Source organism: Shewanella sedimentimangrovi, assembly GCF_017354965.1.
Taxonomy (GTDB): Bacteria; Pseudomonadota; Gammaproteobacteria; order Enterobacterales; family Shewanellaceae; genus Shewanella; species Shewanella cyperi.
The window spans coordinates 2,322,754-2,341,308 of sequence record NZ_CP071502.1; the positions used below are offsets into that span (position 1 = coordinate 2,322,754).

Consider the following 18,555-nt stretch of genomic DNA (forward strand, 5'->3'; position numbering starts at 1 on the left):
CTAAAGAATTGGGCACTTAGTCGAAATTCAATCACCCGTTTCAGATGCCTGATTTAAATCTTTCGACCATGAGCGCGAAGGGGAAAATGACTGGTCGGATTAGTCGGTTTTTATCAAGAGCTTAGAGCCTTCACAAAAATTTTTGGCCGAAGACAAAATCCAATTAAACGTTTTAAGTCTTTACTCTAATTTTTCTATGGAAACAAATTTACCCTGTTGATCCAACTCCAGCCTGAAATGCCCTCTTATCCCCTCTCTGGTCAAATAACGGCGCAGATGCCTGCCGTGGATCCACAGCAGTCGACCGGCATCATCCTTTACCTGGATCATCTCCGCAGTCCCTTGATAGTAAGGGAGAAAATTATCAAAGCTGAGATTGATTCGAAAAAATAGCTGCATCTTTTCCTCATAAACGGGGGCAAATGAAACTTGCCCCCGTTGCTGACATCAATCTGTGGCCAGGGCCTTGGAGACCTTTTCAAACAGATCGCGCGACAAATCAGGCATGGCCAACAATTGTCCCAGACTGGCCTTCATTTTTTCCTGTCTCACAGCATCAAACTTGGCAAACTGAATAAGCGGCGTGACTATGCGCGCCGCCAGCTGGGGGTTAGCACTGTTAAGCTTTATCAGATACCCGGTCAGCAATTCATATCCCCGGCCATCGGGACGGTGAAATTGGGCCGGATTGCCGGCGGCAAAGCTGCCAATGAGCGAGCGCACCCGATTTGGGTTGGACAAACTGAAGGCCGGGTGCTGACTGAGTGCGTCTATACGTGTCAGCACGGCATCATCCTCTGCCATCGCTTGAAGCGTAAACCATTTGTCCATCACCAGTGGGGTGGTATTCCATTTGCGTTCAAAATCGGCCATCAGTGGTTCGGCACACTCCAACTCCGCCGCCATAACGGCCTTCAAGGCCCCGAGGGTATCGGTCATGTTGTTGCTGCCATGATACTGCGCCAATGCCAAACTCTCGGCCTCGGCGCTGGCCTGACACAGCAGCGCCAAACAGGCATTTTTCAATGCCCGGGCCGGTGCATCATCAAGCACACTTTGCTCGCGGTAACGGGCCTGCAATTCATCCGCCAACTCGCTCGCCAGTTCCTCAACCACAAAGCGGCGGGCGGCCAGCAAGGCATCCAGCTCAACGGTTTCCACTTGTTCGATAAGGGAATTAATGGATGGAAGCGACAAAACTTCGGCTACCAGCTCCCGATCCAGCTGTGGATCCAACAGTATGGCCCGCAGCGCATCCGCCACCCGACTGTCGAGACCCATGGCGTCACCGGCCGCCAACTTGGAAACATTGCCCCAAATGGCACGGCTGAAAAGTTCAACCGAGGCTTCCCAACGGGCCACTTCGCTGCCGGCATGGCACATCAGAGTCACCAATTGCTCGGTTGAAAAATCGTATTTTAATTTGACCGGGGCGGAAAAGTTCTGCAATAACGAGGGCACAGGCCTTTGCGCCAAATCGGGGAATTCAAACACCTGCTCTTCACCTGTCAGATCCAGTACCCGATTGATCAGGGATTGTCCCCCCTCACCGAGCAACTCAACATCAAAGGGAATATGCAAGGGCAAAGGATCGCTCAGTCCCTTTATCCTGGGCTGTTGCTGACTCAACTTCAGGCGATAACAGCCATTGTCAAAGCTGTCACTGACAGTGACCATTGGGGTACCGGCCTGACTGTACCAGCGGCGGAATTGGCGCAGATCTATACCGCTGGCATCTTCCATGGCGGCAACAAAATCATCGCAGGTAACGGCCTGACCATCGTGGCGCTCAAAATACAGTTTCATACCGGCCTGAAATCCGGCCTCGCCCAACAAGGTGTGCAGCATACGGATCACTTCCGCTCCCTTGTTGTATACGGTAACCGTATAGAAGTTGTTCATCTCGATGACGCTTTGGGGGCGAATGGGATGCGCCATAGGTCCGGCATCCTCGGCAAACTGCTGATTCTTTATTACCTTGATGGCGTGAATACGGTTTACCGCCCGTGAGCCGAGATCGGAACTGAATTCCTGATCTCTAAATACGGTCAAACCTTCCTTGAGACTGAGCTGAAACCAGTCGCGGCAAGTCACCCGGTTACCGGTCCAGTTATGAAAGTACTCATGGCCCACGACAGATTCTATGCCGTGGTAATCTTCGTCGGTGGCGCTGGCGGTGTCGGCCAGCACATACTTGGTATTGAAGATATTCAGGCCCTTGTTCTCCATGGCACCCATGTTGAAGAAGTCCACCGCCACTATCATGTAAATATCGAGATCGTATTCGAGTCCAAAGCGCTTTTCATCCCAGACCATGGACTTTTTCAGTGACGCCATGGCGTGGTGGGCCTTATGCAGATTGCCCTTGTCGACAAATACCTGCAGCGCTACATTGCGGCCACTGCGGGTGATGAAACTGTCCTGCAACAGGTCAAAATCCCCCGCCACCAGAGCAAAGAGATAGCTGGGTTTCGGGAAGGGATCCTCCCAGCACACGAAATGACGGCCCCCCTCCAACTCACCGGCATCCACCTTGTTGCCATTGCTCAGCAGAAAGGGAAATTCCGCCTTGGGCGCCTCAATACGCACCTTGTAGCGAGCCAGCACATCGGGGCGGTCCAGGAAATAGGTGATACGTCTGAAACCTTCAGCCTCGCACTGCGTACAGTAAGCCCCGTCGGACATGTACAGACCTTCAAGACTGGAGTTGGCAGCAGGGTCTATCAGGGTAACCAGCTCCAGACTGAAGCGCTCCGGCACGTCGGCGATGATGAGTTTTCCCGGCTCCAGACGATAAGCAACGTCCCTGCCATCAACAGACACCCGCTCAAGCTTGAGTTGCTCGCCATCTAGCACCAGTTCGGTCGCACCTGAATGCTGTCTTTGGATTTGGCTGATGGCGGTGACCCGGGTGGCTGCAGGTGCCAGCTCAAATCGCAACTCGATATCACTGATCAAAAAGTCGCTGACACGGTAGTCATCCAGGTGTTTGGCTGTTGGCTCTGTCATGGTTTTCCCTTATTGCTGAGCTTGTGAAAAAAAACGCGCCAGGGCGCGTTTTTTTAATGGATTGACCGGCAAATCAACCGGCATTTTTCGCCAGTTGACCGGCATCGACCATATCCAGGGTGATAAAGGCCGTTTCATCAAGGAATGGATCCGGCGCTTCCGGAGTATTCTCCAGCTCATCGAGGCTCTTCACCGGTGCAAGACCTTGCTGTACCCGGCGCTCGTTGGCGCGGTCCAATTGTTTTTTGTCATCGGCTTCGCGTTGTGCCAGGCGGTCTTTTTCCACCAGTGACACGGTTTTTTCCTCGTGATGCTTTTTGAACTCGAGGATATCCTGGTAGATATAGCCGAACTCCACGTCCTGCTTGATGCGTTGCTCGTGCTTGGCTTCCAGGCTGCTCACCAGTTGAGGTGAGATCTCTCCCACCACACCATACTGGGCCACGGGTACCTGATCCCAAGGCAGAGCGTTATCTTCTTCCGCCTCACCGTATTCCCCTTGGGCCAGTGCACTTGGGAACGGAATGTCGGGTGTCACACCTTTGAGCTGGGTGCTGCCGCCGTTGATACGGTAGAACTTCTGTATAGTGTATTGCACATGACCTATGGGCTTGTCGTACAGATCGTAGATACGTCCCAGGCTCTTGTGCTGCTGCACAGTTCCCTTGCCAAAGGTTGATTCACCCACTATCAGTGCTCGCTGATAATCCTGCAGAGCTGCGGCAAAAATTTCCGATGCCGATGCGCTGTAACGGTCCACCAACACGGTCAAGGGACCGGAGTAACTGACCTTGCCATCGTTATCCCTGTGCTGGGAAACACGGCCATTGGCGTCACGCACCTGCACCACGGGGCCCATGTCGATGAAAAGCCCGGTCAACAATACGGCCTCGGTAAGCGCACCGCCGCCGTTGCCACGCAGATCGATAACAATACCTTCTACTTTGGCTTCATTGAGCTTAACCAGCTCCCTGGCCACATCCTGGGACAGGTTCATGTAGAAGCCGGGGATCTGAATCACGCCGACCTTACGGTTGGCGTAAGCGCCTTCTTTAGGTTCAATCACCTTGGATGTCGCCGCTCTGTCTTCCAGACGGATCTTGTCGCGCACTATGGTGACTTCAAACAGCTTGGCGTTGGAGCCGCCCTTCTTGGGCAGGATCTGCAGCCGTACCTTGCTGCCCTTGGGGCCTTTGATAAGATCTACTACATCATCCAGACGCCAGCCGATAACATCGACTATGGGGCCATCTTCCTGGCCGACACCGACGATTCTGTCTTCAGGCGACAGCTTTTCACTCAGAGCCGCAGGGCCACCGGCCACCATGCTCTTAATGACTGTGTAATCTTCATCAAGTTGCAGCACCGCCCCTATGCCTTCAAGGCTCAGGTTCATTTCCATCTGGAAACGCTCGGCGTTGCGCGGTGACAGATAACTGGTATGGGGTTCTATGCTGCGGGAAAACGCATTCATTACTGTCTGGAACACATCTTCACTCTGGGTTTGCCCCAAACGCTTGATGGCGTTGTTGTAGCGCTTTTGCAGCACTTCAACAATCTCATCCCAGTTTTTACCGGTCAGTTTCAGATTGAGCGCGTCATATTTGACCCGCTGGCGCCACAGCTCATTGAGCTCGGCCTCATCTTTTGGCCAAGGGGATTCCTCACGATCGTACTCGTAAGCATCGCCCGGCTCATCGAAATTCATCTTGGTATCAAGCAGGCTCAGGGCATAGGCAAAGCGCTCGTAGCGACGGCGCTGCGCCAGGTCAAACATGGCATAAGCGCCGCTTAAATCGCCATTTTTGAGCATGTCATCAAACTGTGTGGCGTAATTCTTAAAGCCGGCGATATCGGCTTGGGTCAGCACATTGCGACGATAGTCCAATTGCTGCAGATAGCGATCGAAGATGCTTGCGGAGAAACCATCATCCAGACTGAATCTGTGATAGTGGGAGCGGGTGAACAGATCGGCCACTCGCTTGCTGGCCACTTTGTGCTGTGGCTCCTGATCAAGGGAGGGTAACTCGCTGACTTGAATTGCCGGCGGAATTGCCCAAGCTGAAAAAGCAGCCAGAGCTGAAGCGACTGACGCGGCTAAAGTGAGTTTTCGCATCAACAAGTTACTCCTTTGTACTTGATTGGGTTACAGCAGTATATAGTCAGCCCTTACCTTGACAGTCAAGCCGCTATCCAACTGGACATGTACATCTTCCTTGTTGATATCGACGACTGTGCCGGCCACGGGTGACATACCCAATTTGACATTCACACGCTGTTTTGGTTTCAGATCGGCCAGTTTTGCCTGAACCAAATTGGAAACATCCACGGCGGGTTTAGCCTTGGTTTCAGCCTGTGATGGTTTGGCGGCACGTTCCTGACGGGGACGGTCCTGGCGCGGACGATCTTGACCTGGACGCTCCTGACGGGGGCGCTTGGCCTGTGGTTTACGGGCAGGCTTATCTGTTGCCTCGGCCTTGGGGGCGCGCTCGGCACGCTTGGCCTTGGCTTTCTCCTGACTTTCTTTCAGGGTCGCCTGGGCGTGATCTATGTGCTCTTGCTCCAACTCACCGCAGGGATTGCCATCAAGGTCAACCCTTACCGCACCTTCTTTGATGCACTTGAGGTAACGCCAGCTGCTGGTATAACGGCGCAGGGCAACACGAAGCTGTGTTTTACTGACTTTGGAATCATCAGCCAACCTTTCTGCCAGATCTTGAAACAAACCTATTTTCAGAGGTTTAGCCTCACCCTCGGCGATAAAGCACAGGGGGAATGTTTCATACAAATACGCCAGAATGGCGTTGGTGTCGGTCAACTTTTCTGTTGATTCCATTTCTACTTCCACAGTTCACAGGGACGCGGCTTTCTGATAGCGGCGTCGGTTATGTAAGGTTATGGCCACCCGGAGCCATCGCACACGTTAGCATTATATCGACGGATGCCAAAGTGCTTATAAACATTGATTAACAAATTTCCGTTAATCCGCCCCCCGCACGGCAGGAAGCAGCCGCCTATTATAAGGCGGCCTTGAGCGAATGCGACCGGGATTTACGCTAAATTGGTGGGATTTCAACCAAACAGGGTGTTTTCCAGCACCCGGACAGCCTGTTCCAGGCCCAATTGATCCGCTTCGTCGAAGCGGTCGAACACCGGACTGTCAATATCCAGCACGGCAACGACCTGCCCCTGCTTGCGAACCGGGATCACGATTTCGGAGTTGCTGGCTGAATCGCAGGCGATATGACCATCGAACTGGTGCACGTCGGCGACTCTCTGGGTGCTGTCCAGCGCTGCTGCGGTGCCACAGACGCCTTTGCCCCAGGGAATGCGATTACAGGCGACCTTACCCTGGAAGGGGCCAAGCACCAGCTCGTCACCACGACGGATATAGAAACCAACCCAGTTCAATTCGGTCAGCTGGCTGTTAAGCATGGCGGAGAAATTGGCCATGGCCGACACCATATCGTCGTCGCCCTCAAGCAGAGCTGCCAGTTGTCGGTTCAGTGATTGGTAAAATTCAGACTTCATGCAAGTACCTTATGCCAATGCCGTCTGATTAATCAGCGGCTTCTTTCCTGGTGTTTTTCTTGGGCGCGGCTTCTGCTTTGGCAAGCGGAGCGCCCTTGAGCAGGGATGATAGATCATCTTTGTGGGTGGCTAAATAGAAGGCCAACTTTTCTGTCTTACCATCGTCCAAATCCAGCCCGGCACCTTGGATAAATGGGATAAGACTGTCGGCGATATCCAGCATCTTGTCATAGGCATCGGCCTCTTTTTTCGATGTGAATGTCATCTTCTCCACCCCTTCTCTGACCACGACATATTGAGTGATAACTGCCATGATTGCCCTCTTACTGGTTATATATACAGTGCATAGAGTGTCACAGGTGCAACTAATGATGCAAGTCCGGAACGGGATCTGCTAGTATCATGGCATTAAAAGCGGCAATAATTGAATTCTTTTCACGTGATTACGCAAACTTACGTGCAGAAATGTCCGCCGCTGCCAAAGAGGAAGTCAGTTTAGCCATTATGCAAGACGATGCCGTAGACCAGACAGTCATTCTCTGCCGTGCCTGCGACATGGCGGTGCGCAAGCGAGCCCTGCCCTCCGGGGTCCGAGCCCTCTGTCCCCGCTGTCATACGGCACTGTACGACACGCCATATTGTTCCATTAACGGCATGCTGGCTTTGTGTGTGGCCGCCCTCGCCTTCTATCTGCCCGCCAACCTGTTTCCTGTGCTGGAGCTGCATTTTCTCGGCAGCGTCCGTACCGCCAGCGTGGTGGAAGGGGCCATGGCGGTGATGGCATTGGGTTACTGGGTGGTGGGTGTGGCCGTATTAACCGCCGCCGTCATTGCCCCCGGGATCCTGCTGCTGTCCATCCTGGGCCAGATCCTGTTAATCAAGGCCGGACTCAAGCAGGGATGGCAACGTACCACCTACGAATGGTTGCTGGAGCAGCACGGGCTGCTGAGCCAGTTAACCATGTTGGAAATCTATGTGATCAGCTTTCTGGTCTCAGCATTTCAGTTGGCAGATTTTTCCGATATCTATTTCGGTGTCGGTACCTTTTGTTTCACCATGCTGTTTCTGGTAACCCTGTTTCTGCAGCGTGAATACAACCTCGAACATATGTGGAGCTACCTCGATGTCTGAAGCCGGCACCCAGGGTAAGGATTTAGGCTTGCTGCTGTGCAGTGTCTGCCGCAAGGTGAACTCAGCCCATCTCAGCCATTGTTGTCGCTGCGGCGAGGCGATATCCGAGCGGAACTACAGCAGTTTGCAAAAAAGCTGGGCCCTGCTGCTCACCGCCGCCATTCTGTTGGTTCCAGCCAATATCTATCCCATCACCACCCTGGTGAATCAGGGGGTGGTCACCCAGGACACCATATTTTCCGGCATTAAGCACCTGGTGGATTCGGATATGCTGCCGATAGCCATCATAGTCTTTACCGCCAGCATACTGGTGCCCTGGCTCAAGATTATCGGCCTGGCCATCTACCTGAGCGCTATCAGCTTTCACCTGCCCATTCCCAAGCATTTATTGATGGGGGGCTTTCATATCATTGAATGGATTGGTCGCTGGTCCATGCTGGACTTATTTGTCATTTCCCTGACCGTGGCGCTGGTCAATATGGGACAGCTGCTGGACGCCAAACCCGCGCCGGCCGCAACCGCTTTTGCCTTGGTGATCCTGCTGACCCAGCTGGCTGCCAAGGTGTTGGATACTCGTTTACTTTGGGATCGACTGGAACTCGAACATGACGCAAATTGAAGCCCCGAAAGTTGTGAAGAAAAAGCTGTTTTCACCTGTCTGGCTCTTACCCTTGGTGGCTTTGGCTCTGGGCGCCTGGCTCGGGGTTAAAAGCATCCGCGAGTCCGGCGTGGAAATCCTTATCCACTTCCCCAGTGCCACAGGCATAGATGTGGCCAAAACCCTGGTCAAATATCAGGGCCTGACCGTGGGCAAGGTAACCGACATCGCTATTGACGACAACCTGGAGGGTGTGAACGTCAAGGTGAAAATGGACTATCGGGCCGGCGCATACTTAAAGGATGAAACCAAGTTCTGGCTGGTGACTCCCAAGGCATCCATCACTGGCGTCTCCGGCCTCGACGCACTGTTTTCCGGTAATTATATTGCGGTGCAACCGGGCGATGGTGACTCCCGCACCCAATTTGAGGCCGAGCGTGAAGCGCCGCCGCTGTTGCCCGGCAATGAGGGCATAGTGGTGGAACTTGCCAGCGACCGTCTGGGCTCACTGGATGTGGGTTCGTCCGTGCTCTTTCGCCAACTTCCCGTGGGACGGGTGGTCAGCTATCGTCTCGAGGGTAACAGGCGCGTCATTATCAGCGCCTTTATTCAGGAGCAATACGCCCACTTGGTAAAAACCGATTCACGATTTTGGAACGTTTCGGGCATTGCCATAGACGCCTCCCTGGCCGGAGTACAAATCAAAAGCGAAAGCATTTCGTCACTGCTGGCCGGCGGCATCAGCTTCAGCTCCTCTGACAGCGACCGTTCAGCCAAACACGGCGACAGCTTTATGCTCTATGACAGCGAAGCCAATGCCCTCGGCGGCCGCATTATCCGTCTGAACGCCAAAGACGCCGATGGCATAGGTGCCGGCACCCAGGTACTGTACCGTGGCCTTGTCATAGGCAAGGTACTGGACAGCCAGTTGAGCCAGGACGGTGTCGAACTTGAGGTCAAGATTGACGACGATTATGTGCAGCTTCTGGGTGACAGTGCCCGCTTCTGGCGCGAAGGCGCCGAGTTGTCGCTGTCAGGCATCAAGCATGCCGCCCGACTGGTAACCGGCGATGTAATTGCCTTTATGCCGGGCCTGGGCATGGCCCGGGACAACTTCCCACTGGAAACCAACGCCCCCGATCCCATGAATCTGGCCCGCCATGAACTGCTGCTGCGGGCCGAGCGCAACGAAAATATCAGCGAAGGTGCCGAGGTACGCTACCGCAATGTTGCCATAGGCACGGTCAAGTCTGTGTCTTTGGCGCGGGATCTGGACTCGGTGGAATACCGCCTGGAAATTTTGCCCGAGTTTGCACCGCTGCTGACCCAGGGCAGTTACTTTGTGCCCGAATCGGCGCTGTCCATCGATGCCAGCCTGAGCGGCGTCAAGATGTCACTGGGTGACGCCAAAACCCTGGTCAGCGGCGCGCTCAGTCTGATCCAGGGTAAGGGGCAACCCCTGCCACCGGGAACGGTACTGAACCTGTACGCTTCGGTGGACGAGGCTGACAAGCAGCAGGCATTGGCCGGTCGCAAATACCTCACCCTCAGCAGTCACGATGGTGCGGATTTATCCCAAGGCTCACCGGTTTACTACAAAAAAATGCAAGTGGGCGAAGTGGTCTCTCTCGACTGGCGCGCCAGTGATGACAGTTTCGCCATCAAACTGGCCATAGACAAAGCTTTCCACTCCTTGCTGGGTACCAATACCGTATTTTGGCGCAACAGCGCTGTGCACCTGGATGCGGGCCTCACAGGTATCAAGGTCGATGTCGCCCCGCTCAAGGGAATGCTTGGCGGCAGCATCAGCCTGGGGATCTTGCCGGAACAGAGCAAGGTTAACGGCAAGCACCTATATGATACCGAGGCCCTGGCCATGGCCAAAGCCAGTGCCCTGTCGCTGACTTTAAAGGCCGATGCAAGGATCAGCGCCGGCGCCGCCATTCGCTATCAGGGGCATCAGGTCGGTGAAATCACCGAAGTCCGGCTCGACAAAGATCTGATCCATCTCAATGCCAAAGGCTACTTATACGGAGATTATGCCGATCACTTTAACCGTGACGACGCCCAATTCCTGTTGGTGGATGCACAAATTTCGCTGCGCGGAATCGAAGCTCCGGAAACGCTGCTGACCGGCCCCTTTATTTCGGTGCTGCCCGGCCGCAGCGACACCCATGCCGACCATTTTGTAGTCGACTCCAGCATCAGCCCCTATGCCGCCTTGCCAAAGGATGCGCTGGCGCTGACCCTTGAACGGCCCAATCTCGGCTCCATCAAGCGTGGCAGTCAGATCTTCTACCGTGGCATTGCCGTGGGACAGGTGGATGGTTATGCCCTGAACCTTCAGGGCGACAAGGTGCAGTTGTTTGTCCACATAGATGGCCGCTATCGCGAGCTCATCAACCAGAGCAGCGTATTTTATGATTTGTCCGGGATCTCGGTGGACATAGGCCTGTTCTCTGGAGCCAAGGTGCAAACCGGCTCCCTGGAAACCATTTTGGCCGGCGGTATTGGGGTATCCACCCTTGACCGAAATGCTCCCGCCATGGTCGAGGGCAGCCTGCTGCCCCTGCGGACCAAGGCCGAAGAGGCTTGGCTGCAATAAGCGCTGATATCTAAGCCACAGCGCTGATATCTATGCCACAGCGCTGATATCTGTGCCACATAGAATAAAAAAGCCGGATAATTCCGGCTTTTTTATTGGCGCTTAGCGCTTGGCCTTTGCCGTAAAACCATCAGCCGTAAAACCAATAGCAAACCCCGATGGCGGTCAGTATCCCGCTCAGATCGGCTAGCAAGGCACAGGGAACAGCGTGGCGGCTGTACCTTATGCCCACGGCGCCGAAATACACGGCCAATACGTAGAATGTGGTTTCTGTGCTGCCTTGCACCACGGCGGCAAGCCGACCGGCAAAAGAGTCCACGCCAAAATGATTCATGGTTTCCAGCATCATGGCCCGGGCGCCGCTGCCGCTGAAGGGTTTCATTAAAGCCGTTGGCATGGCATCGATAAAGCGTCCATCCAGTCCCAAGGACTGCACCATGGTAGCCAACACGCCCAGAGCAACATCCAGCGCCCCGGATGCCCGCAGCAAACCAATCGCCAGCAGCATAGCCAACAAATAAGGGATCAGGGCCACGGCCTGGGCAAAACCCTCCTTGGCGCCATCAACAAACTCATCGTAAATCGCCACCCGCTTCAGCGCCGCCAGCAGTACAAAGGCAAACACCAGGGCCAGCAAAACCCCATTCCCTAGGTTGGTGGAAAAGGCACCAATGGCATCTGTGCCAAGGCCCATCAGGTACCACACCAAGGCGCCCAATCCGGCAAACAGCACCGCGCCATAACCCAGCACCAGGGTATTGAGCAAGGGCAGACGCTGCACCCAGGCAACGGCCAATAATCCCACCAGGCTGGAACTGGTGGTGGCGAGCAAAATAGGCAAAAACACATCCGCCGGCGCCACGGCCCCCTGCTGGGCTCGAAACAGGAACACGGTCACGGGCACCAGGGTCACGGAGGAGGTATTGAGCACCAGAAACAGGATCTGGGCATTGCTGGCCACGGCAGCGCTGGGATTGACGCTTTGTAAATCGTGCATGGCCTTAAGGCCCAGAGGGGTAGCGGCGTTGTCCAGTCCGAGCAGATTGGCGGTCAAGTTCATGGTCACGCTGCCGTATGCAGGATGTCCCCGGGGGATCTCGGGCATTAGTTTACTGAGGAGCGGTTCCGTTATCCGGGCCAACCAGGCCACCATGCCGGCCCGCTCGCCTATGCGCATCAGCCCCATCCACAGGGCCAGCACGCCCACCAGGCCTATGGCGATTTCCGCAGCCAACTTGGCGCTGGCGAACAGCGCCTCCACCGTCTGGGACAATACCGCCAATTCTCCTTGCAGCAGACGAATGACCACCGCCGCCATGGAGATCAAGAAAAAGCCCAGCCAAACCCGATTCAGCACATCGCACTCCCATGCCACAGAGGCGCCTTTGTTTGCTATAATCGCGCCAGTTTTTTACCGCTATGGCCTACTATGGTTCAGTTAAATCAAAAATTTATCAATAGCATCGCCAAAGATTTGCCTGCCCATCTGTCGCTGGACGACTTTATTCATTACTGCGGCCTGCCTTTGCGCCCCGCCATTCGGGTCAACACCCTGAAAACAGATGCGACAAAGTTGAAGGCGCTGCTGGAGCCCAAGGGCTGGCAATTCGAGCCCGTTCCCTGGTGTCGGGATGGCTTTTGGGTGCAATACCCCCAGGAGTGTCAACCCGGAAATCTCAGCGCTCATCTGCAGGGCCTGTTTTACATTCAGGAAGCCAGCTCCATGCTGCCGCCAACGGCACTGTTCAAGGACAATGAACCGAATACAGTGCTGGACGTCGCCTCGGCCCCCGGCTCCAAAACCACCCAGATGGCGGCCCTGATGGCCAACCGGGGGCTGCTGGTTGCCAATGAATATTCCTCCAGTCGGGTTAAGGTATTACACGCCAACTTGCTCCGCATGGGGGTATACAACTGCGCCCTGACCCATTTTGACGGTCGGGTATTTGGTGAATACCTGTATGAAACCTTTGATGCTGTGCTGCTCGACGCCCCCTGCGGCGGTGAAGGTACGGTGCGCAAGGATGCCGATGCCCTGAAGCACTGGGATGAAAGCGAAATCGATGCCATAGCCGATACCCAGAAGGCGCTGATAAGCTCCGCCTTTCTGGCCCTTAAGCCGGGCGGTGTGCTGGTCTACTCCACCTGCACCCTGAACCGGCGGGAAAACCAGGATGTCTGCCTCCACCTCAAGCAAAAGTACGGCGATGCGGTCGAGTTCGAGTCCCTGGAAAACTTGTTCGACGGTGCCCACAAGGCGTTGACCAGCGAAGGGTTCCTGCATATTTGGCCCCAAATATACGACAGTGAGGGCTTCTTTGTTGCCAGACTGCGAAAAACCGCCTCGGTCCCCAGGGAGCATCCAGAACCCAGGCTGCAGAAGCAGTTCCCATTTCAGAAGGCCGCCAACAAGGATGCACTCAGGCTACAACAGGCCTTTGCAGACTTGGGACTGAGCTGGCCCGACGAAGGACAACTTATGGCCAGAGATGACGAGTTCTGGTGGTTCCCGGACGGCTTCGAAGCACTGCAGGGCAAAATGCGTTTTCAGCGTATCGGCATCAAGCTGGCCGACGACGCCAAACACGGATTGAAAGTGCGCCACGAAGCAGTCATCGCGTTCGGTACCCAAAACAAGGCATTGGTGCTGGATGAAGAGCAGGCGTGCCAATACCTTATGGGACGGGACATCGCCTTGGACGTCCCCGCCAAGGCCTCAGGCGAAAAACTGGTCTGGTGCCAGGGGGCTCCGCTTGGTGTGGTGAAGCACCTGGGGAACAGGCTGAAAAACGGCCTTCCGAGGGACTTGGTCAGGGATAAGGTGCAGAGTTGATAGGCACATTGGCACTTGCTACCGCCATGAGTTGCGAGCCATGTCACATTTTCTTACAGCTGAAGCAAAAATAATTGCACATTAATTAAGCAATGGCTGATGGCTGTGTCTACACTTAGTGGCAGTGACCCTGAACGTCAGGGGCGGATTTTTGCAAAAGCTGCCAAGGCGGCTTTTAACCAGTAGCGCACGGCTCATTTATTGAGCCATTCCCCTGGGCCCAAAACAATTGGAATAGTTTTGGGCCTTTTTTTATGGGCGATTTTTCAAGGAAGGAAACTTGGGGCTCCGCCAATAAGCATCCAATCAGCGGCCAATCAACCGTGCAGCGTCCTTGAACAAGGTGAAGAAGTTCTCGCTGGTATACTCGGCCAAGTCTTCATACTTTTCACCACGCAACTGGGCAACAAACTCGGCCACGTCTCGGACATAGGCGGGTTGATTTTCCTGCCCGCGGTGCGGCACCGGCGAAAGATAGGGTGAGTCGGTTTCCACCAGCAGCCTGTCTTTGGGCACCTTGCGGATCACATTACGCAACTCGGCGGCATTTTTGAAGGTCACTATCCCGGAGACCGAGATATAAAAACCCAGATCCATGGCAGCCTTGGCCATTTCCCAGGTCTCGGTAAAACAATGCAGCACACCGCCAACCTTATCTGCCCCACCCTGAGTTAACAGGGCTATGGTGTCTTCGCGGGCATCGCGGGTATGCACAATCAAAGGTTTGTTGACTTCACGGGCCAGGGCTATCTGATCTGCAAAACATTGCTGTTGCAGTTCGCGGGAATCATCGGCGTAAAAATAGTCCAGCCCGGTTTCGCCAATGGCAACCACCCGGGGATGGGCGGCAAAAGTGCGAAGCTCATCCACATCCAGACCTTCTTTGACATCCAGGGGATGGACGCCGCTGGAAAGGAATACCTGCTCAAAGCCAGCCACCTTGTCCAGCATCGACTGGAATCCCTTCTGCCGTACATTGACGCACAGCATGTAGTCCACCCCTCTGGCTTTGGCGTCACTGAGCAGTTGCGTCAGTTCTACCTGGGTGGGGGCAGCTTTAAGCCTGTCAAGATGGCAATGGGAATCGATAAGCACAGTAAAATATCCGGCTGACTAAGGGGACGGCAAGGATACAGAGCTACATGGTGCAGGTCAAATCACCGGAGGCCAGCTCCCGTGACAACAGGGTCTCTATGTGATGTTTGTGAGTGTCGGCATCGGTGAGGATCTTGATCCCTATGCCGGCGGGACGACCACCGGAGGCGCCAATCGGATTAATCCACACCACCACACCACTGAACTCGTGGGCCGTGGTTGCGCCGGGTAAGCGGTAGCCTATGGTCAGCTCCTGCCCCAGGTAATGGGCTTCACTGGTGGCAATAAACAACCCGGCCGGTTTAATAAAAGGCATATAGGCACGATACAACTGGTGTAAAGTGTCAAAGTTAACCACAAGATCTACCATATTAGCTGCTTACAATTCGCTGATAATCCAAAACGACTTTTTGACACAATGCCTGACAATTCACATTCGGCATTGCAGTTAATCCCTGACAAACATGCATAATTTCGGCGGCAAGCCGGGCGATATTATTACGCTGAAACGCATCCTGAGGCCAGCCCCGTTCTAGATCGGATTTCAGTTCGATATATAAAACTTTAAGTGCATCAGTAATTTGTTCTTCAGTTATAGATATCAAACTAGCATAGAGATGTCCGCTCGACAAACTTTGGCGCCAATCTTTTCTCAGTTGTGACAGTTGTTTGTAGCCATCACCCTGCAATAACTCAGCCAGCTTTACCGGACCGCCACATACCGGCAGACACCAGCTGACATCTTCCCCTTCCGGACTCAAGCCCCGCAACCAGGTAGAGACAACTTCGGGCGAAGGTTCCTGGCATGGCAAGCGCTGACAGCGGCTGACCAAAGTCGGCAGTAAGCGCGCTGACTGGTTACTTTGGAGCAGCAACAAGGTGTCTCGCCCCGGTTCTTCCAGGGTTTTCAGCAGCGCGTTGGCAGCGGCTATGTTCATGCGCTCTGCCTCGTAGATTATGGCAACCCGTCTGCCCCCCTGCTGAGAGGTGCTGGTCAGATCCTGACACAGGCTCCGGATTTGGTCGATCTTGATTTGGTGACCATCGGCCTGCACCCGGTACAGATCCGGATGGTTACCCGCGGCAATCAATTGACAGCCCTTGCAATGACCACAGGCCCCTTTTGCGGTCGGCGTCAGGCACAACGCCGCCTTGGCAATATCGCCAAGCAAGTGTTCGGCGCCCAATCCCCCGTCCATCCCCACCAGGATGGCGTGGGGCAAGCGGCCTGCCATCAGCAATTGCATGAAACTGCCAAGGGGAGCACTAAGCCAGGGCATCTGTATCATGGTTGGTTTCCCGGCAATCAAAGACGCTGTTGCAGCATGGCTAAAATATCTTTATGTACTTCGGCCATATCCTGACCGGCATCTATGACCACTATGCTGTCATCTTCCTGCGCCTTGGCAAGATAGGTGGCGCGGGCACGCTCAAAAAATGCCAGCTCCTGCTGCTCAATGCGATCCAACTCGCCCCGTCGGGCGGCCCGCCGCAGGCCCAGGGCCGGCTCTATATCAAGATACAGGGTTAAATCCGGCTTGAAGTCCCCAAGTGTGGCGCGACTGACGGTTTCCACCAGGGACATCAGCCCCCGGCCACCGCCCTGATAGGCCAAAGAAGACAAATTGTGCCGGTCACCCAGCACCCATTGGCCCCTTGCCAGCGCGGGCTTAATCACGTTCGCCACCAACTGGGCACGGGCTGCATATATCAACAGGCACTCGGCCTCATCACACAGGGGATCGCCGGGCTCAGCGGTCTTCACTAAGGTGCGAATTTTCTCTGCCAGTGGTGTACCACCGGGTTCTCGGGTGCACAGGGGCGCATGGCCTGTGTATTTTTCAATAAAATCACGTACCAGGCTCACCGCACTGGACTTGCCTGCACCTTCCAGGCCTTCAATAACAATAAAACGGGCTGAATTCTGGCTCATTGTGCTTTTCTCTGAAACTGGTTAACTGCCCTGTTGTGCTCGGCCAGGCTAACTGAAAATACGTGACTGCCGTCATTGCGGGACACAAAATACAAATAATTAACCGCGGCAGGTTGGGCGGCGGCCATCAAGGCGGCCCGGCCCGGCGCCGCTATGGGTGTCGGCGGCAGACCATCAATGCGATAGGTGTTGAAGGGAGTGGCCTCCCGCAAATCCTTACGACTGATGTTGCCCTTGAAACGTTCGCCCATGCCGTAAATCACAGTAGGATCTGTCTGCAGACGCATCTTGCGCTGTAGCCGATTGACAAACACCGCGGCTATCAAGGGACGCTCATCGGCGCGGCCGGTTTCCTTTTCAATAATGGAGGCCAGGATCAGCAGCTCATAGGGATCTTTCAGTGGCAGTCCGGCAGCGCGCTGGGCCCAGGCACTGTTTAGCTCCTGCAGCATTTTCCTGTGACTCTGATCGAGCAGGTCGAGCACACTGTCGCCGGCATGATAGCTGTAGGTGTCAGGAAAAAACTTACCCTCAGGCAAGCCACTGGTATCGCCATTATCCTGCAAGGTTTTCAAAAATGGTTGTTCCACCCAGGTCAGGTGGGCGGCCGTCTGCAACTGGCTTTGCCATTCCTTTACCGTTAACCCTTCCACCAGGGTCACACTGAACACCTTGGTCTTTCCTGAGACCAAGAGCGCCAGCAACTGCCTGAGCTTGGTGCCGGGTTCCACCTGGTACAAACCACTGCGAATAGCACCAAGTTCGGGCTGCAGGCGCAACAGCCAGGGGTACTGCCAATTATCCGCTAACAGCTTTTGGGCCACCAGTTGCCTGCCCAAGGCCTTGGCGGAGGTGCCACGTTCTACCTTTAATTCAATTGGGGAATCAAGCGACAGTGGTGCATCGGCAAACTCTTGTACCTGCTGCCAACCCCAGTAAGCGGCCAGCGCAGCCAGCAATGACAGGCTCAACAGCGCAGTAGCTATGGTTTTTAACAGCCGCGTCATAGGCTCATATCCATCATGTGCCTCATGCTATCCGTATGTTCAAAAGGCGGATAGGAGCATTGGTCTATGCGCAGCACATTCACAGGACCCAGCAAACTATTACAAAGGAACACATGCCGGCTTTGGGCCAGCACGCTGTCATCAAGATCGCAGCAACGCACCCGATAGCCAAGCGCCAACAGGGCCTTGATCACTTGCTCCCGGGTGACACCGGCCACACCGGCACGGGTGATAGCAGGCGTTAACACTTCTTCTTCCGTGACAAAAAACAGGTTGGCCATGGAGGTTTCAATGATCAATCCATCACTGTCGCGCACCAGCCAATCCTGGGCCCACTCGGGCAAGGCTTGGCTGCGGATCAGCACCTGCTCAAGGCGATTAAGGTGCTTAATGCCGGCCAGCAAAGGTTGACGGCCGAGCCGCACTTCGCTGCTTGCCAGGGCGACACCTTGCTGTTGCCACCTTGGGTAATGGGCCGGGACAGGACTGAAACTGATGATTTCGGAGGCCTTGGCCTCTGCTGGCGGCTGATAACCGCGACCACCACAGCCCCGGGTCAGCACCAATTTAAGGCATTGACCGGGATGCAATGCGGCAAGGTGTTGCAGCTGTGCTTGCAGCTTGTCCGAAGGGGACCACTTTATGCCGATACGCGCAGCGCCCTGGCTCAAACGCAGCAGGTGATGTTCCAGCATCAGTATGGTTCCGGAGCCGGAAACCCTCATGGTGGCGAACAGACCATCGCCATAGGCCAGACCGCGATCCAGGGCCGAGATCTGGTCCGTTTGCACACCATTGACCCACACCGCCATG

The 18,555-nt window shown here is 54.8% G+C and carries 17 protein-coding genes; 4 read left to right on the forward strand and 13 right to left on the reverse strand.

Translation table 11 applies throughout. The features are described 5' to 3' along the window. Positions 1-180 precede the first annotated feature (180 nt). The 6 genes from JYB85_RS10050 to JYB85_RS10075 form a co-directional block, all read right to left on the reverse strand. Entirely contained in the window at positions 181-399 is a 219-nt protein-coding gene (locus tag JYB85_RS10050; protein WP_207379202.1) for a DUF2835 domain-containing protein, read from the reverse strand. Between the two features lie 48 nt (positions 400-447). Then, complete coding sequence (pepN, locus tag JYB85_RS10055; RefSeq protein ID WP_207379203.1) at positions 448-3,009, reverse strand: aminopeptidase N; 2,562 nt, start codon at positions 3,007-3,009, stop codon at positions 448-450. A 73-nt stretch (positions 3,010-3,082) separates the two neighbouring features. Beyond that, complete coding sequence (gene prc, locus JYB85_RS10060) at positions 3,083-5,125, reverse strand: carboxy terminal-processing peptidase (RefSeq protein WP_207379204.1); 2,043 nt, start codon at positions 5,123-5,125, stop codon at positions 3,083-3,085. Between the two features lie 30 nt (positions 5,126-5,155). Further along, positions 5,156-5,845 carry an RNA chaperone ProQ gene (proQ, locus tag JYB85_RS10065; RefSeq protein WP_207379205.1) on the reverse strand — a complete coding sequence of 230 codons (690 nt, stop codon included), beginning with the start codon at positions 5,843-5,845 and terminating at the stop codon, positions 5,156-5,158. Between the two features lie 236 nt (positions 5,846-6,081). Then, positions 6,082-6,540 (reverse strand): GAF domain-containing protein, encoded by a 459-nt coding sequence (locus tag JYB85_RS10070; protein WP_207319929.1) that lies wholly within the window; start codon positions 6,538-6,540, stop codon positions 6,082-6,084. Positions 6,541-6,568: 28 nt separating this feature from the next. Then, positions 6,569-6,853: a YebG family protein gene (locus tag JYB85_RS10075; RefSeq protein ID WP_207379206.1), complete on the reverse strand. Its 285-nt coding sequence runs from the start codon at positions 6,851-6,853 to the stop codon at positions 6,569-6,571. 191 nt (positions 6,854-7,044) lie between these two features. Between JYB85_RS10075 and JYB85_RS10080 the strand changes: the two genes are divergently transcribed. From JYB85_RS10080 to JYB85_RS10090, 3 genes are read left to right on the forward strand one after another with little or no spacing between them, the layout of a single operon-like run. After that, positions 7,045-7,671, forward strand: a complete 627-nt coding sequence (locus JYB85_RS10080; RefSeq protein WP_207379207.1) for a paraquat-inducible protein A — start codon at positions 7,045-7,047, stop codon at positions 7,669-7,671. Next, on the forward strand, positions 7,664-8,290 hold the full coding sequence (locus JYB85_RS10085; RefSeq protein ID WP_207379208.1) for a paraquat-inducible protein A: 627 nt from the start codon (positions 7,664-7,666) through the stop codon (positions 8,288-8,290). Before JYB85_RS10080 ends, JYB85_RS10085 begins: the two co-directional genes overlap by 8 nt. Continuing rightward, positions 8,277-10,874: a PqiB family protein gene (locus JYB85_RS10090; protein ID WP_207379209.1), complete on the forward strand. Its 2,598-nt coding sequence runs from the start codon at positions 8,277-8,279 to the stop codon at positions 10,872-10,874. The genes JYB85_RS10085 and JYB85_RS10090 overlap by 14 nt, the downstream gene beginning before the upstream one ends. Positions 10,875-11,004: 130 nt before the next feature. Here JYB85_RS10090 and JYB85_RS10095 read toward each other — a convergent pair whose 3' ends face one another. Next, the gene (locus tag JYB85_RS10095; protein WP_207379210.1) at positions 11,005-12,231 is read right to left on the reverse strand and encodes a nucleoside recognition domain-containing protein; all 1,227 of its coding nucleotides are present in this window, start codon (positions 12,229-12,231) and stop codon (positions 11,005-11,007) included. Between the two features lie 72 nt (positions 12,232-12,303). Between JYB85_RS10095 and rsmF the strand changes: the two genes are divergently transcribed. Then, positions 12,304-13,707 carry a 16S rRNA (cytosine(1407)-C(5))-methyltransferase RsmF gene (gene rsmF, locus JYB85_RS10100; RefSeq protein WP_207379211.1) on the forward strand — a complete coding sequence of 468 codons (1,404 nt, stop codon included), beginning with the start codon at positions 12,304-12,306 and terminating at the stop codon, positions 13,705-13,707. 306 nt (positions 13,708-14,013) lie between these two features. Here the strand turns inward: rsmF and JYB85_RS10105 are convergent, their stop codons facing one another. The 6 genes from JYB85_RS10105 to pabC are packed head-to-tail and all read right to left on the reverse strand — an operon-like array spanning position 14,014 to position 18,554. Next, positions 14,014-14,802 (reverse strand): TatD family hydrolase, encoded by a 789-nt coding sequence (locus tag JYB85_RS10105; RefSeq protein WP_207379212.1) that lies wholly within the window; start codon positions 14,800-14,802, stop codon positions 14,014-14,016. 43 nt (positions 14,803-14,845) lie between these two features. Next, entirely contained in the window at positions 14,846-15,172 is a 327-nt protein-coding gene (locus tag JYB85_RS10110; RefSeq protein ID WP_207319936.1) for a PilZ domain-containing protein, read from the reverse strand. 1 nt (position 15,173) lies between these two features. Further along, the gene (gene holB, locus JYB85_RS10115; RefSeq protein ID WP_267459512.1) at positions 15,174-16,049 is read right to left on the reverse strand and encodes a DNA polymerase III subunit delta'; all 876 of its coding nucleotides are present in this window, start codon (positions 16,047-16,049) and stop codon (positions 15,174-15,176) included. A 59-nt stretch (positions 16,050-16,108) separates the two neighbouring features. Then, a complete protein-coding gene (gene tmk, locus JYB85_RS10120) occupies positions 16,109-16,735 on the reverse strand; it encodes a dTMP kinase (protein WP_207379214.1) in 627 nt (208 codons plus the stop codon). After that, positions 16,732-17,742 carry an endolytic transglycosylase MltG gene (gene mltG / locus JYB85_RS10125; RefSeq protein WP_207379215.1) on the reverse strand — a complete coding sequence of 337 codons (1,011 nt, stop codon included), beginning with the start codon at positions 17,740-17,742 and terminating at the stop codon, positions 16,732-16,734. Before mltG ends, tmk begins: the two co-directional genes overlap by 4 nt. Then, positions 17,739-18,554, reverse strand: a complete 816-nt coding sequence (gene pabC / locus JYB85_RS10130; RefSeq protein WP_207379216.1) for an aminodeoxychorismate lyase — start codon at positions 18,552-18,554, stop codon at positions 17,739-17,741. Before pabC ends, mltG begins: the two co-directional genes overlap by 4 nt. Position 18,555: the final 1 nt, after the last annotated feature.

Coding starts and splice junctions, on each gene's coding strand:
- JYB85_RS10050 (WP_207379202.1), bottom strand. CDS start 399: ATGCAGCTATTTTTTCGAATCAATCTCAGCTTTGATAATTTTCTCCCT.
- pepN (WP_207379203.1), bottom strand. CDS start 3,009: ATGACAGAGCCAACAGCCAAACACCTGGATGACTACCGTGTCAGCGAC.
- prc (WP_207379204.1), bottom strand. CDS start 5,125: ATGCGAAAACTCACTTTAGCCGCGTCAGTCGCTTCAGCTCTGGCTGCT.
- proQ (WP_207379205.1), bottom strand. CDS start 5,845: ATGGAATCAACAGAAAAGTTGACCGACACCAACGCCATTCTGGCGTAT.
- JYB85_RS10070 (WP_207319929.1), bottom strand. CDS start 6,540: ATGAAGTCTGAATTTTACCAATCACTGAACCGACAACTGGCAGCTCTG.
- JYB85_RS10075 (WP_207379206.1), bottom strand. CDS start 6,853: ATGGCAGTTATCACTCAATATGTCGTGGTCAGAGAAGGGGTGGAGAAG.
- JYB85_RS10080 (WP_207379207.1), top strand. CDS start 7,045: ATGCAAGACGATGCCGTAGACCAGACAGTCATTCTCTGCCGTGCCTGC.
- JYB85_RS10085 (WP_207379208.1), top strand. CDS start 7,664: ATGTCTGAAGCCGGCACCCAGGGTAAGGATTTAGGCTTGCTGCTGTGC.
- JYB85_RS10090 (WP_207379209.1), top strand. CDS start 8,277: ATGACGCAAATTGAAGCCCCGAAAGTTGTGAAGAAAAAGCTGTTTTCA.
- rsmF (WP_207379211.1), top strand. CDS start 12,304: ATGGTTCAGTTAAATCAAAAATTTATCAATAGCATCGCCAAAGATTTG.
- JYB85_RS10110 (WP_207319936.1), bottom strand. CDS start 15,172: ATGGTAGATCTTGTGGTTAACTTTGACACTTTACACCAGTTGTATCGT.
- holB (WP_267459512.1), bottom strand. CDS start 16,049: ATGCAATTGCTGATGGCAGGCCGCTTGCCCCACGCCATCCTGGTGGGG.
- tmk (WP_207379214.1), bottom strand. CDS start 16,735: ATGAGCCAGAATTCAGCCCGTTTTATTGTTATTGAAGGCCTGGAAGGT.
- mltG (WP_207379215.1), bottom strand. CDS start 17,742: ATGACGCGGCTGTTAAAAACCATAGCTACTGCGCTGTTGAGCCTGTCA.
- pabC (WP_207379216.1), bottom strand. CDS start 18,554: ATGGCGGTGTGGGTCAATGGTGTGCAAACGGACCAGATCTCGGCCCTG.